This is a genomic window from Haladaptatus sp. HS23 (assembly GCF_056892285.1).
Genome location: NZ_JBXGLH010000014.1, coordinates 1 through 13,468, shown reverse-complemented (window position 1 = coordinate 13,468; position 13,468 = coordinate 1). Strand labels below are relative to the sequence as shown.

At 49.1% G+C, this 13,468-nt stretch carries 12 protein-coding genes; 8 read left to right on the top strand and 4 right to left on the bottom strand.

Features of this window, described 5'->3' with window-relative positions; all coding sequences use genetic code 11:
• Positions 1-80: 80 nt before the first annotated feature.
• The 4 genes from AC1XDK_RS25430 (at position 81) to AC1XDK_RS25415 (ending at position 3,080) form a co-directional block, all read left to right on the top strand.
• Complete coding sequence (locus AC1XDK_RS25430; RefSeq protein WP_483352821.1) at positions 81-1,130, top strand: TSUP family transporter; 1,050 nt, start codon at positions 81-83, stop codon at positions 1,128-1,130.
• A 63-nt stretch (positions 1,131-1,193) separates the two neighbouring features.
• The gene (locus AC1XDK_RS25425; protein WP_483352820.1) at positions 1,194-1,646 is read left to right on the top strand and encodes a universal stress protein; all 453 of its coding nucleotides are present in this window, start codon (positions 1,194-1,196) and stop codon (positions 1,644-1,646) included.
• A gap of 115 nt (positions 1,647-1,761) precedes the next feature.
• Complete coding sequence (locus tag AC1XDK_RS25420) at positions 1,762-2,805, top strand: TSUP family transporter (protein ID WP_483352819.1); 1,044 nt, start codon at positions 1,762-1,764, stop codon at positions 2,803-2,805.
• Between the two features lie 92 nt (positions 2,806-2,897).
• On the top strand, positions 2,898-3,080 hold the full coding sequence (locus AC1XDK_RS25415) for a hypothetical protein (RefSeq protein WP_483352818.1): 183 nt from the start codon (positions 2,898-2,900) through the stop codon (positions 3,078-3,080).
• A 135-nt stretch (positions 3,081-3,215) separates the two neighbouring features.
• On the opposite strand, the gene AC1XDK_RS25410 is transcribed toward AC1XDK_RS25415, so the two are convergent.
• Complete coding sequence (locus tag AC1XDK_RS25410) at positions 3,216-4,241, bottom strand: TSUP family transporter (RefSeq protein ID WP_483352817.1); 1,026 nt, start codon at positions 4,239-4,241, stop codon at positions 3,216-3,218.
• 514 nt (positions 4,242-4,755) lie between these two features.
• Here AC1XDK_RS25410 and AC1XDK_RS25405 point away from each other — a divergent pair.
• Positions 4,756-4,953 (top strand): hypothetical protein, encoded by a 198-nt coding sequence (locus AC1XDK_RS25405; protein WP_483352816.1) that lies wholly within the window; start codon positions 4,756-4,758, stop codon positions 4,951-4,953.
• Between the two features lie 248 nt (positions 4,954-5,201).
• Here the strand turns inward: AC1XDK_RS25405 and AC1XDK_RS25400 are convergent, their stop codons facing one another.
• Complete coding sequence (locus tag AC1XDK_RS25400; protein WP_483352815.1) at positions 5,202-6,317, bottom strand: glutamate-cysteine ligase family protein; 1,116 nt, start codon at positions 6,315-6,317, stop codon at positions 5,202-5,204.
• A 291-nt stretch (positions 6,318-6,608) separates the two neighbouring features.
• On the opposite strand from AC1XDK_RS25400, the gene AC1XDK_RS25395 reads away from it, so the two are divergent.
• Together AC1XDK_RS25395 and AC1XDK_RS25390 are read left to right on the top strand one after the other, a co-directional pair.
• Positions 6,609-7,670 (top strand): inorganic phosphate transporter, encoded by a 1,062-nt coding sequence (locus tag AC1XDK_RS25395; RefSeq protein ID WP_483352814.1) that lies wholly within the window; start codon positions 6,609-6,611, stop codon positions 7,668-7,670.
• 861 nt (positions 7,671-8,531) lie between these two features.
• Positions 8,532-8,981 (top strand): universal stress protein, encoded by a 450-nt coding sequence (locus tag AC1XDK_RS25390; protein WP_483352813.1) that lies wholly within the window; start codon positions 8,532-8,534, stop codon positions 8,979-8,981.
• A gap of 190 nt (positions 8,982-9,171) precedes the next feature.
• Here the strand turns inward: AC1XDK_RS25390 and AC1XDK_RS25385 are convergent, their stop codons facing one another.
• Both AC1XDK_RS25385 and AC1XDK_RS25380 read right to left on the bottom strand, forming a co-directional pair.
• A complete protein-coding gene (locus AC1XDK_RS25385; protein WP_483352812.1) occupies positions 9,172-10,047 on the bottom strand; it encodes a universal stress protein in 876 nt (291 codons plus the stop codon).
• 26 nt (positions 10,048-10,073) lie between these two features.
• Positions 10,074-11,999 (bottom strand): SLC13 family permease, encoded by a 1,926-nt coding sequence (locus tag AC1XDK_RS25380; protein ID WP_483352811.1) that lies wholly within the window; start codon positions 11,997-11,999, stop codon positions 10,074-10,076.
• A 232-nt stretch (positions 12,000-12,231) separates the two neighbouring features.
• Here AC1XDK_RS25380 and AC1XDK_RS25375 point away from each other — a divergent pair, with 232 nt between their 5' ends.
• Positions 12,232-13,275 (top strand): inorganic phosphate transporter, encoded by a 1,044-nt coding sequence (locus tag AC1XDK_RS25375; RefSeq protein WP_483352810.1) that lies wholly within the window; start codon positions 12,232-12,234, stop codon positions 13,273-13,275.
• The last annotated feature ends 193 nt before the right edge of the window (positions 13,276-13,468 follow it).

Below are 13,468 nucleotides of genomic sequence, written 5' to 3'. Positions count from 1 at the left end.
GGATTTTTAAATACACAATGATGATATAGGTGGGAGGCGTATAGAGGGCATAGCTTCCCCCCGTGGGAGGTGGGTTTTCAATGGGTTCTAAAAAAGAGCACACTGTGGAGAAAGAGGCTGCATACACCGAACACGATATCGCAGAATTAGAAGCAGAACTGGTCGATATCGAACCCGTCGACATCGGAACGGAAGCACAGCGCCTCGACGTTGGAAAGTCGCTCACAGAGCGAATGCGCCTCCCTCACTCGACGATTCGTCGACTCAGCTATCTCGGGCTCATCTATATTCTTGGGTTGGCCATCATGGTGCCGTTTTTCGGCACATCAGCGGAAACCCTGCTGTTGCCACTCGTCCCGACGGTTATCGCACTCGCCTTCACGTTCGAGCTCATGGACTCTTCGGCAGGAATGGGCTTTGGCACCGCATTAGCGCCTGTCTTGTTCATTCTTGGCTACAGCCCCTTAGAGGTGACTCCGGTTCTCCTCATTTCGGAGTCGATCACCGGTGTGGTATCGGGGGCTGTTCACCATGAATTGAAGAACGCCTCATTCTCGTTCCGACCGTTGAACGATGAGACGAAACTGATGCTCATCATGGGCGGAGTAGGAGCTATCGCGAGTGTCGTATCGATCGTTCTCACGTACTTTGCGCTTTCGCTCCCCGAGTCCTATATTGAAACGTATGTTTCACTCCTCGTTCTCGCGATGGGGCTGATTGGACTAATTCGAGCACGAATCGTGACGACAATTGAATACAAGCCGCGACGCCTTGTTAGCTTTGCAGCACTCGCTGGGATCAACAAGGGTATCGGTGGGGGTGGCTATGGACCAGTTGTCACGCTCGGTCAGATCCTCTCGGGCGTGTACGAAAAGAGCGCGACGGCGATCGCTTCATTGGCAGAAAGCATTGTTTCCATTGTCGGCGTGATTACCTTCTTTGCCCTCTCAACGCAGGGCGTTGGCGTTGATCTCATTCTTTTGCCGTCGATCTTCGCAGGTGGATTTCTCGCCTCGATTGGTGCACCATATCTCGTCCGTGTCATCCCGAATCGCGTCTGGCGTTACGTCATTCCGCTATACGCATTTACGATTGGCGTGCTTGGACTGACGATTGGACTTGATATCTAACTACTCGGTACACGCGTTTACGAATGTGAATAGAACATGACACAACTTGGACACTCACAAACCATGTACGATACCATCCTGATTCCAACAGACGGAAGCAAACACGCGAACATTGCAACTGATCATGCGATAGTGCTTGCAAACCAATTCGATGCAACACTGCACGTACTCTCTGTCATCGATACGCGCCACCTGGGAATTACCACACCCTCCGAAATCGATGTTGAGCAGCTTCGATCATCATATCGAAAGGAGAGTGAAGCAGCTGTTGACGAAGCAGTACACAAAGCCACTGAAGCAGGTGTCCAAACAATCGCCGAGATCCGAATCGGAGTTCCTCATCGGACAATTGCGGAGTATGTTGAGGATCACGATGTTGATCTTGTCGTAATGGGTACTCACGGACAAACCCACCTAAGCCGATCGCTGCTTGGAAGTGTTGCAGATCAAGTTCTCAAAACCTCCGCAGCACCCGTTCTTGTGGTCCGTTCGGATATATTCCTTTCCGATGAGTAGCTTACCATAGCCGTTCAATAGCACTCTATAAGTTATGAGAATAGTATGTACTACTATTCTATAGCCACAGGAAAATATATGTGTATGGGGGTAGCATCGATAGTGGAGGTCACGTATGGCTGATTCAAATACTACAAACAGTGGGGCACAGTCCTCAAGACGGGCAAGGGGAGAAACGACGAGTAAAAGTTCACATAACCAGGTAGGGGCGACTGCACGGGCACTCGATGAGTTACCGTTTACCGACCGAATGCGAATCGACCAGAGTACTATCAAAAAACTCCTGATCTTTGCCGGTGGGTATACGGCACTTTTGTGGGTGCTCACCCAGTTGAGTAGTATTCCAGCCCCGAACTCACCCTCTGCAATGGGCTACTTTGTTCCGGCAGTCGTTCTCCTGGCCTTTGTCTTCGAAACAATGGATTCGGCCGCAGGCATGGGATTCGGCACCGCACTCGGACCACTTCTACTCGCGCTCGGGTACGGCCCACTGGCTGTTGCACCTGCGCTTCTTCTCTCCGAGGCGCTAACCGGACTCATCGCGGGCGGGATGCACAACGAGTTCAAAAATGCTGAATTTGCGATTGCATGGCCACCAAACCCAGCGACAAAGCTTGTTGGACTTATCGCAGGAACCGGTATCGTCGCAATTACCTTTTCTGTGATTCTCACGTATTTGGCCCTAGATTTACCCAGTTCTGTCATCAAAACCTACGTTGCGTTACTCGTTATTGTGATGGGTCTCGCGGGGCTAGCGCGTCAGTATTTCCAGCCGGCCGCACAATATAGACCAAAACGGATGCTGATCTTCGCTGCGCTTGCAGGCTTCAACAAGGGTATTGGTGGTGGTGGCTATGGGCCCGTCGTTACTCTTGGTGAAATGTACTCAGGCGTGTATGAGAAAAGTGCCGCTGCTATTACATCAATGGCAGAAGGTTTAGTGTCGATAGCGGGTATTATCACGTTCTTCGCCATCGAGATGGCAGGTGCGAATCTTAATTTCGTTCTCCTCCCATCACTGCTTGCTGGGAGCCTAATTGCAGGTATCACGGCACCCTATATGGTTCGAGTCGTTCCTAACCGTATCTTTAGATACATAATTCCGACGTACGCCTTTCTCGTCGGAATTTTTGCTTTTACCAAGCTCTACCTCCTCTAACCACTCACACACAATTATGGATCAATACATGACTACACAATTGAACGGACACACGAATTTCCACTGTGATTATAATCGCATGCGGAGAGAACATGGTTCGACGTAAGAAGCTCAACCCAAGTGGTGGCAAGGATAGTAATGGAAACTATCGCAACGCACATCTCCATCTTCATATCGATGAGATCGGGGTTGCGGGTATGAGCATTGGTGATGAGGTGTTCGTTCAGGTCCGCGATGACGAAATTGTCATACGAAAAGCGGATGACAATTTCTAACATAGATTATTCCATTAGTCAAGTATGAGAATAACAGCTTCATTTCCTACGTGCTTGCACGAAGTTTGAGATAGTTATTACCTGTCCTCTTTGATCGTTTGTGATCCCTGGATAGTCTGGTACCCGAGTAGAAATTCATAATTCTACATCGATAAAGAACGCTGTCATTCCAATAATGAAGGCGTAGATGGGAATAGCATACCGCCAAAACGAATTCGGGAGTATGCGAACGAAATAGGGTGCAATAATGGCTGCAAGTACGCTTCCTAACAATATCGGGCTCAGTAGCGGCAAGGCAGGAAATCGACTGAGGAGTACTACGAGCGTGAAAAACCCGACAAAGGAAACGATCCCTTCCGCGAATGAGGTAAGGGCAACCGCGCTCTTGTCATAGATTCCGGATAATATCTGTCCTAGCGTTAGTACTGGACCATACCCGCCTCCACCGACCCCCTTGTTGAAGCCAGCGAGTACTCCAAAGAGAACGACTCGGTTTCGCTGATAGCCGATCGTGGCTCCCATGCGGGCACGGGTAATTCCAAATATTCCCAGAACTAATACGAGAAAGACTATATAATACCGGAGTACCACACCTGGGATTTGGAGCGCAAAGAAGACCAACACTGACGAGATAACTGCTGCAGCGCTTCCAATTCCCGCAAGTACAATTAGTAGCTGAGTCGCCTCATTGCGAGGTCGTATACTCAACTGCACATTTTCAAGCTCGTTGTGAATGAAACCAGCTAGTATTCCCGTGATCCCTTCGGAGAGGAGGATGACTAAAATAACTTGTGCTGGATCATAACCATATAGCAGTAGCAATGGACCGACTGCCGTCCCGAATCCCATACCCGTTGCTGAATCAAACAGTTCGAAAACGAACGCGCTTATGGCTATGATTGGGACGATTGCTACTGTGGCGTATGTTGAGTCAGCTCGAAGTGCAATAGCAGCAATTATGCCGTAGATCAGCAAAGTCGCAGCTAATCGTATGATTGTCCGGCGTGGAAGCGAAATCCGCTCTCTGAGTGGTTTTGAGTTTAACTCGTTGGCTTCCCTTCCGACTGGATAGTCTATATCATCAATTTGTGAATCATTCGACTCATCGAGATACTCTGAGGAGTCTGCAATGTGGTCATTAATGCCTGAATCTCCGCTCATCTCCTTTCCCCTTCTTCCCCTGTCTGCTTTTTCACGCGCTATTCAGATGACTTTGCGTCTCTACCGTGCTATATGGGTCACGCTCCCAGATAAATGGTTTGTGTGACATATCTCTGGGTTACGCATTATACAACGATATGTTCATATTCATTGATCGCTTACTCTGAGTGAGGTTTCACCTGCACGATCTCCAGTCATAATTCAATTCGAGAGTGCTCAATTAGTGTGGGACGTTACCTCAATCATCTGCATTTTCGTACTAGAGAGAAATTGCTCAAATAGTATTTTCTACCCTAATACATTCTAATATGTTATAAAATATCATTACTGATGATCAGTAAATTACTCTAGTAAAACCACAACGAATTTCATTTGTTATCTATACTATAAACTACGAAAATTCGATTCTGATACTGCTGTATGCGACTAAGACGCGCTCAAAGAACTCATTTCTACATTTTCTATTGCGATACCATTAACCAGCTTCAGCTACTAGTTTGGGTATCCATCTACGATGGTCCGAAAGAAAAAGTTGAGCCCAAGCGGCGCAAAAGATGAAGACGGCCAGTATCACAATGCCCACCTCAATCTCCACGAAGATGAGTTATCGGTGGCTGGGATGAGCTTGGGTGATAATGTATTCGTCCGTGTCAGAAACGAGAAGATAATAATACAGAAATCTGACCAGAGCGAAATTGAACACGACTTCTAACTAATTTATAGGTCTGAACCACTCATAATGGCCGTAAAAGCATAGTCAACTCATCACGGATTCACCTAAACCTATTATCGTCGATTAGTTAGTCCTAAGTTGATAATGGAGCGTCCGTTGTCTATTCTGTTCGCAGCAAGTGGTTGAATTGTTAAGTGATTTTTCGCTACCCTTTCACGCTTACAGTCTCTTCACAGTAAGGGTTGATCTGAGTGATGCTGTGGTTGTCCCATTCCATAGTCAAGCTCTCACTCGGGACTCACAACACCGTCGCTAGGCAATACGTCTGATGTATTTCGGGTATTGGTTGTGAGTAACCGCACATCATCTTCAAGTGCTGCAGCAGACTGCAATCGTAGCGTGCGTACTTCCTCATGTGAAAGTTTGTCTACTGCTGGGAATCGTTCTGCGATCGGATCGTATTTCGTGATATCGAACCCCATTGTCGTCAAGTACGTTCTCACGCTTAGCGAATCCAGGCCATCTGCAATCGCACTCGTGCTCAACTTCCGTAATTCGGCGAACGTGGGAATGCCAATACAATCGGCCCAGACACCAGCTTTGCCAATGACCACTTCCTTTTGATCTGTCTGTTGAAGCAACTCCGTCACGTCTCCGACCAGTTCAACGATTTGGCTTGGAAGTGCCGTATCAGGCGCTCGCCATTCGACAGTCGGCGACTGTTCTCTGAGACGAACTGGCGTCAGTACTGAATTTTCTGGATGAAAATGACGATCGAAATCTTCGGTGGAAATTCCCTGATCGTGTGCGATGGTTCGGAGGAGTTTGTATTCCGTCGCAATCCGGGCATTCCACTCCTCAACACTGTCGACATACACCCAGAGATCTCGATACCGCGTAAATCGTGAATTTGCACCAAGGCGATACACTGACGCCCGTGAAGAACTTGCTAGTCGCTCCCCATCGTAGTATGGTGAGGAGTTCACAAGCGCAAGTACAGGATCAAGTGCGGTCAAGAGATTCAATTGTCTAACAACGTTTCCCTTGTCGAAATGTACATGCGTCCCCGCACAGTTTTTCGCGTATCGAAGTTCGTCGCCGTACATCTGTTCAAGGAGCTCTCCCCGTTCGCTGATTATTGGTAAATCGTGTTCGGTGAGAGGTGTACCGAGTGGAACGAGATGTTTCCCATTTGCGTGAGCTGCATCGAGGACGGTTGAGAGAATATCGGCGAGTTCCTGTTGGAGCTCCGTTTTGGTCTCAACTGGTGGCACCTGTATTTCGACCAGCGATTCAACGAACTCAGGTACTACACAACCGTGTGCGTCGATGATTTCGTCTGCTGTTGTTAATTGTCCATTGTCGTCAATCACCCAGTATTCAAGTTCGATCCCTATTTTCATGCAAATCACCCCAGCAGCACATCCGAACAGTTGTGTTCTGCATCCCGTGTGACCGTACCCTGTGTCTCGATTTTTTGGAGTCAGTTCCTTTGTCGTGGGACTTACACGATAGAATGTGTGGTGCTGGTTACCTCATATACTCTCTTAGGATATAAATAACTTATGAGTGGCTATCGATTGCATATCGATAAGTTATGAAGTCAATTTTTCCTGGAATAATCAGCAGACGGCTCACCGATAACCCACAAATCATACGGAATTATAGTAGTATACCCTTTACTTTGAGGAGAAATGGATCTAACAATCCTTCTTGTCCTTGGTCTTGTCACGGCAGTATTCGTTGGGGTAAATATTGGTGGTTCCTCGACTGGAGTCGCATTTGGACCAGCTACTGGTAGTGGTGTCCTCTCGATGCGGCAGGCAGGTAGCTTAATGGCCATCTTTGTTGTGTTAGGCGGTGCAACAGTCGGGACACACGTTGTAGAAACTCTCGGCAGTGAGTTTGTTCCACCAGAACAGTTCACGCTTGGAGCGTCGATTGGCGTATTGCTGTTTACCGGACTTGGGATTCTTTTTGGGAATTTACTGAAAGTATCAGTCAGCACCAGTGAGACGGCAGTTGGCGCTGTGGTCGGTATGGGTGCAGCGTTAGGAGTTTTGGATTGGGGTGTCGTTGGGCGGGTTGTCTCATGGTGGTTCCTGTCCGCGGTAATTGCGTTCTGGGTATCAGCTGTGGTCGGGAGATACCTGTATGAGCGTATTGTCGTGCTATTGGATTTCGAAAGTGGTCGTCGAGGGACCATCGCAAAAGGACTTGTAATCGCAATTGGCTGTTATATGGCTTTCTCAGCAGGTGCGTCGAATGTCGCGAACGCAGTGGCCCCGCTAGTTGGTTCAGGTCAACTTGATATGGGTTTTGGCGTTGCTCTCGGTGGTATCGCCATCGGTATTGGTGGCTTCCTTCTGGGACCGCGAACAATGGAGACGATCGGAGAGGGTGTCACAGAGTTAACGATGGAATCCGCGCTCATTGTCGAACTAATCGCTGCTACGATTATTACTGGCCTGAGCTGGGGTGGAATTCCTGCGAGTCTTGCGATTACAGCCACGACGTGCATTATTGGCTTGGGATGGGGACGTGCGAGTCAACAGATAACGTTGGCTCAATCTCTTTCACAAGAAACGGACGAGACAGTAGTTGCTGACGGAGACTCCGAGCAGCCGAAGGTTGGTGATCTCTATGATCCGCAAATCAATAAACGAATTATCTCAGCCTGGTTCGCCACACCAACACTTGCTGGTGTATTGGCATTCGTCGTCTTTGAGATTGCTCTTCAACTTCATCTCCTATAGAACTACAATTCAATCCTGTGAACTACTCCGCCCTACCGCGCTCGGGCCTACCCGGCCCTCGCTTGTTGAGGTGGGAGCTTCCTGTTTCTGTGTCGGAACGTGCAGAAACCGTTTCCACAGCGTCCACGAGAACTCCGTTCTCGTGCGGCCCATCAGAACCGTTGGTTCTGAGGACGGTTCCAGACTCCGCAGGCGACTTCCCTTGACAGGTGGTTCGGAGTGTCCCACTCCTACCAGATGGACACTCAGCCACCACATCCGATGCACGCTTTTTGTCGCGTTTGAACAACGGACGCATTGCAGTGAGTGTCTTACTACCAATTTCGAACGCAGTGGTAGTAAGGCTATGGCGGACAGTGAAAGTGACCAAAGACGGCGCTGTATCCTCCCCCTTTCTACTCCGTTCGCTCCGTTCACTCCGTGGAGGAAGGGGGCTTAGCGCCTGCATTACAGCTAATCTTGACTGACGATATCTGAGGATCCACTTCTTGCCGGTTTCTCCGAGATCTGGTCAAACTGAAGTATTGGAACCCAAAGCATCTGGTCAAGATCTACATCTGCCGGAGGGTGGAATCGGGATAATAGTGAGCACCACAATCGACGCATTCTGCCAGCGGAAGATCGTCGGGTTCCTCGACCTGATCATTTCTTCGTGTTTGTATTTGTTCGAGCTGTCCACCGCAATTCGAACAGGGGAGATCGAACTCGGTGACCATATCCAGTTCACACTAGCTCGTCTAATTATATATAATTACTCCTGTCACACGGGGGCAACCGTGTTCTGACTTATGAAATGTTGCACACGATATTTGACTTTCTAAAAGGATATCGTTTAGAACGATTGCAATCATATATCTGACTATGGGAGAGTCCATTCTCGTTCCACTCGATGGATCACCGAAAGCAGGAAAGGCATTCGACTATGCAATCGAGTTCCCTGACGCAAAAATCACAGTCATCACCGTCATCAACCCTTTCGACATTGATCCGTTGAAACCGGGATATCAATCGCCGGTGGGAAAGGCGGGGATGCCCGCCTACTCCCAAGAATGGTATCAAAAGGCATGGGATAATGCCACTGACCTTCACGACCAAATGCGGGAGAAAGCAGAGAAGCACGATGTCTCATTTGAGTCAGTGGTAAAAATGGGAACCGCAGCAAAAGAAATCGTGAAATACGCGAAGGAGAACGATATCAACCACATCATCATGGGGACACATGGTAGTGAGGATATTGCGAATGTTTTCTTTGGTTCCGTAGCCGAGAAAGTGACTCGTCGTGCACCGATGTCGGTGACAATTATACGGTGAGAGATTGAAAATAGAGTGGGAGCGACGCTTCTTCACCGCGATTTGTTGTCTCAGATATGTTCTTTTCGTTCACTGACCGTACACTAGTTCTTCAATCTTTTTGCAAGGAGAGAATTCCGCCGTTTACGCCGGGGAGGATGTCACAGATCGCCGAATATTTTCTTTTCCAATTTGGTGAATTTTCTGCCGATCAATTACTTTTCTTTTCCCAAGCTCGAACAGTCATAATCGGCGTTTCGGCATGCCGTATCAGACGTCTGGTGACGCTGCCGAGAACGAGGCGATCCAATCCTCTCCGACCATAGGTCCCCATTACGACCAGATCAGCACCGCTCTTGTTCGCGTAGTCACGTAGTTCATCAGCGGTATTGCCAGGGATGACTTCAGTCCTCGTTTTCACATTCGATTGCAGAGCTTGCGTCGAAATAGCGCTCGTCGCATGCTTGCCTTCTCGTTCGAGAACGTCTCGAAGCAGGGGTGAACTGATGTAGCGATTTTCGATGATATACACAACATGAAGAATCGCATCGAGTGCAGCCGCAAGTTCAATGGCTTCTTTGGTTGCACGATCAGATCCTGATCGCCCATCTGTGGCAAGTAAAATGGTCTCAACCTTCGATTTGTACTGTGCATCGCTCTCTGGAACCGTCACAACTGGTACCGGTGCTGATTGAACGATTTGAGTGGTCGCACTACGGTGGAGAAAGTGGGCGAATCGACTTTCTCGGGTAGGACTTTGGACAATAACATCACAATGTTGTTCCGTCACGTAACGCATGATCTCTTCAGTGGGATCTCCTTCTCGGCGTTCTGTCTGGACGGAAAGGCCAGCGTCAGTTCCAAATGTTTGTGCTTCGTTGAACGCTGACTCGACTTCATCGGCGATTTCTTCAGCTATCGTTTCATCTGAAGGTAGGCGTTCCTCGGGAACTGGCAGTGCCTTTCGATCGAGAACATACAGCGCGTGAATCGTTGCTCCGAAGTTGGTCGCAAACGAGACCCCATACTCGAGGGCTTGCTGGCTCGCGTTGCTTCCATCAACTGGGATCAGGATATTTGTATACATGATTACTATTCCCCCGTACTAGCTGATTAGAGCCCCCAGAACGTAGCAATTCCGACGACAGTAACGGCAGAGAGTATTAGCTGGAGTGGTGCGCCGACGCGGAAATAGTCTGAAAACTTGTAGCCGCCGGGACCGTAAACGAAGAGATTCGTTTGGTAACCGACTGGCCCAAGAAACGCTGTACTTGCAGCGAATGTGACCGCAAGGACGAACGCAAACGGATTTGCACCGATTGCCGTCGCAGCCGCAGCCGCAACTGGAATCATCAGGACGACGCTCGCATTGTTGCTAATGACTTCCGTAATCAACCCTGTTGCGAGGTAGAACAACCATAGTACGAGGATGACTGGCAAGAAGTCTGCAGATGCGGCGACTGCCCTCCCCAACAACAGAGCTGCCCCTGTCTGTTCAAGCGCAATCCCGAGCGGGATGACGCCTGCCAACAGAAAGATGACGTCCCAGTCGACCGAATCATACAGTTCGTTCGGTTTGAGAACCCCTGCCATCACCATCGCAACGACGCCCGCAAGCGCAGTCACGAGGATATCTTGCTGCGCTGCAGCTAACATTGTGAACTGACCAATCCCGGTTAGGCTGGTAAGAGTCTCTCCGAGAAATGCCCACGGGATCGCAACTAAGCCCACGACACCAAACATGATAGCAACGGCATGCGGAATTTTATCCGTCCGGTAGTCTGGTTCACCTACTTCGTGTGCGAGGATGAAATCTCGATTCTGTGCAAGTCGATCGACACTGTCCGATTCGGCCTGAATCAATAACGTGTCGCCGGCACGGATAACAAGATCTTCGAGACGGTCACGGACTACCTCGCCACGACTTCGGAATGCCAATACATTCGCATCATAGCTCTGCCGGAACGTGGAACTGTCGAGTGTCTCACCAACAAGGAACGAGTTCGACGGAATCACTACTTCAACAATGGTTTGATCCGTGGCATCTTTTGGGTCGAGGTCTTCATCTGTTGAGACTGATCCACGAATAGCTAGATTGTCCAACGTCGCAAGTTGCCTGAGAGTTCTCCCACTCGCTCGAAGGAGGAGCACATCGCCGGCTTGGATTTCCTTTTTACCGAGTGGTTCGATGAACCGTTCTCCGCTACGAATTAGCTGGAGAATGTCGGCGTCGAATTCGGACTCGTCGATTGCATCCTCGACCGTCATCCCAACGACTGACGAATGCTCTCTCACAACCACCTCTGCGAGGTAGTTTTCCATGCCGTATTCCTCGACATAGTCTTCTTCTGGTGGAACACGTTCCGGGAGAAGGCGGTGGCCAATCGTCATCAAGTACAGGGCACCTGTGATCAGAACGATGATACCGAGTTTTGTGAATTCGAAGAACGAGAACGTATGGAGTGTCGGATACTCGGTTGCAAGTCGCCCTGCCGTGTTACTCGCTAAGATGTTTGTTGACGTTCCGATGAGTGTGAGCATCCCGCCGAATTGAGACGCATACGAAAGCGGAATCAAAAGCTTCGACGGTGATGTCTTCCCTTTGTGTGCCACGTCAGAAATGACAGGCACAAGTATTGCGACAACAGGTGTATTGTTGATAAACCCTGAAACCGGCCCAGTTACACCGATAGTAGCGGCCAACTGTCTATTGAGACTGTTTCCAGCGAAGGACGAGATCTTTCGACCCACGATTTGAACGATCCCAGTTCGACTAATTCCGGCACTAAGAATCAGCATCGCGAGTACGGTAACTGTTGCTTCATTCGAAAAACCAGAAATCCCCTCGGTTGAGGACACGTTTGTCCACGGTTCGAGAACGATTAGCGAGACCATGATGGCGATTGCGGTAACGTCGATAGGGAGCCATTCGGTGATGAACAGGATGATTGCACCGAGAATGATGAGAAACACGACCATCATGTCGGTGGATACTGGTGGTATACCAGCACTCTGCTGCAGCAATATGGGAAGCATCATAGATACTCATAAGTTATTGCTAACTACTATAATACTTCCGCATAGTCTCCGAAGAGCATTTCGGTCGAATATAACTATCTTAAAAGTGGATACCGGTAAGTCTGGAATAATACCTAAAGAGATATTAGATCACCTACCTATAACTTATTATGGTGTCTTCTATCGACCATGTCTTTGCTCGAAATGGCCGTCTACCAATCGCAGAAATGAATCAACCGAGGTGTGGCTCTCTATGAGTGAGGCTACGATACTGGTTGGTATTCTACTGATGATATTCGTTGGAGTGAACATCGGCGGTGCATCAACTGGCCCTGCATTCGGTCCTGCCGTTGGTAGTAGGGTGATGTCAATGCGACAAGCAGCGAGCTTGATGACACTGTCAGCGATTCTCGGTGGAGTTCTGGCTGGTTCACAAGTCGTCTCGACCCTGGGATCTGATTTTGTCCCGCCTGGACAGATTTCCTTCGAGATGATAGTCATCATGCTCTCATTCACTGGTCTCGCAATTCTCGTAGGAAATCTCCGAGGCGTACCTATCAGCACCAGTGAGGCCGCAATCAGTACTATCACGGGGGTCGGTGTCGCAATTGGTGCACTCAATTGGACCACGTTTGGCCAAGTGATGATCTGGTGGTTCATCACGCCTGTTCTTACGTTCTGGCTCGGCGCTGTCGTGGGACGTTACTTCCACGATTCGCTCGTCACTCATCTCTCTGAACGTGGTCAAATCGAAACGACTGCAATGAAAGTTGCTGTTGTTGGTCTCGCATGCTTTATGGGGTTCTCTGCTGGGGCATCAAACGTCGCAAACGCAATTGCACCGCTCGTGAGTAGCGGTGTTCTGCCGTTCCTTCCAGCCGCTGTCCTTGGTGGCATTGCAATGGGTATTGGTGCGTTTGTTTTTGGCCCCCGAACAACTGCTACTGTCGGGACGAAGATTACACATTTGACGCTTGAAGGAGCACTCGTCGCAGAACTCATCACCGCAACTACTGTCACGGTGCTTAGTATTATTGGAATTCCAATTAGCCTCGCATTCACGATGATAACCTGTCTTTTAGGATTGGGTTGGGGACGCTCGACGCGTCACCTGAGTCGCTTGCAGCAGCTCGGATTCGGTGATTCTTCAATCGATACAGATGCCGAACTCAGTATTGAGACCGTCGAACTATTTGATTCGTTTACGGCGCGGAAAATACTCGCCACGTGGTTGTTTGTGCCTGTCGCAGCTGGCATTCTTACGTTTCTACTAGTGTGGGTCGGTACCCTGCTATAGTCTGATTTAAATACGAATTAGGGAAGGATACAATTGTGTTCTGAAGTGATCTTGTCCGATGTTCCTCACTATCTCCCGTCTCAGTTAGTTGTTCTGCGACGGCTGTCGATATTCTCCTATAGTAGCCGTTAGAAATTTCTGCCCGGATAACGTTGAGTGTTCTAATGGACCATCTTGACGATATTTCCGTCGA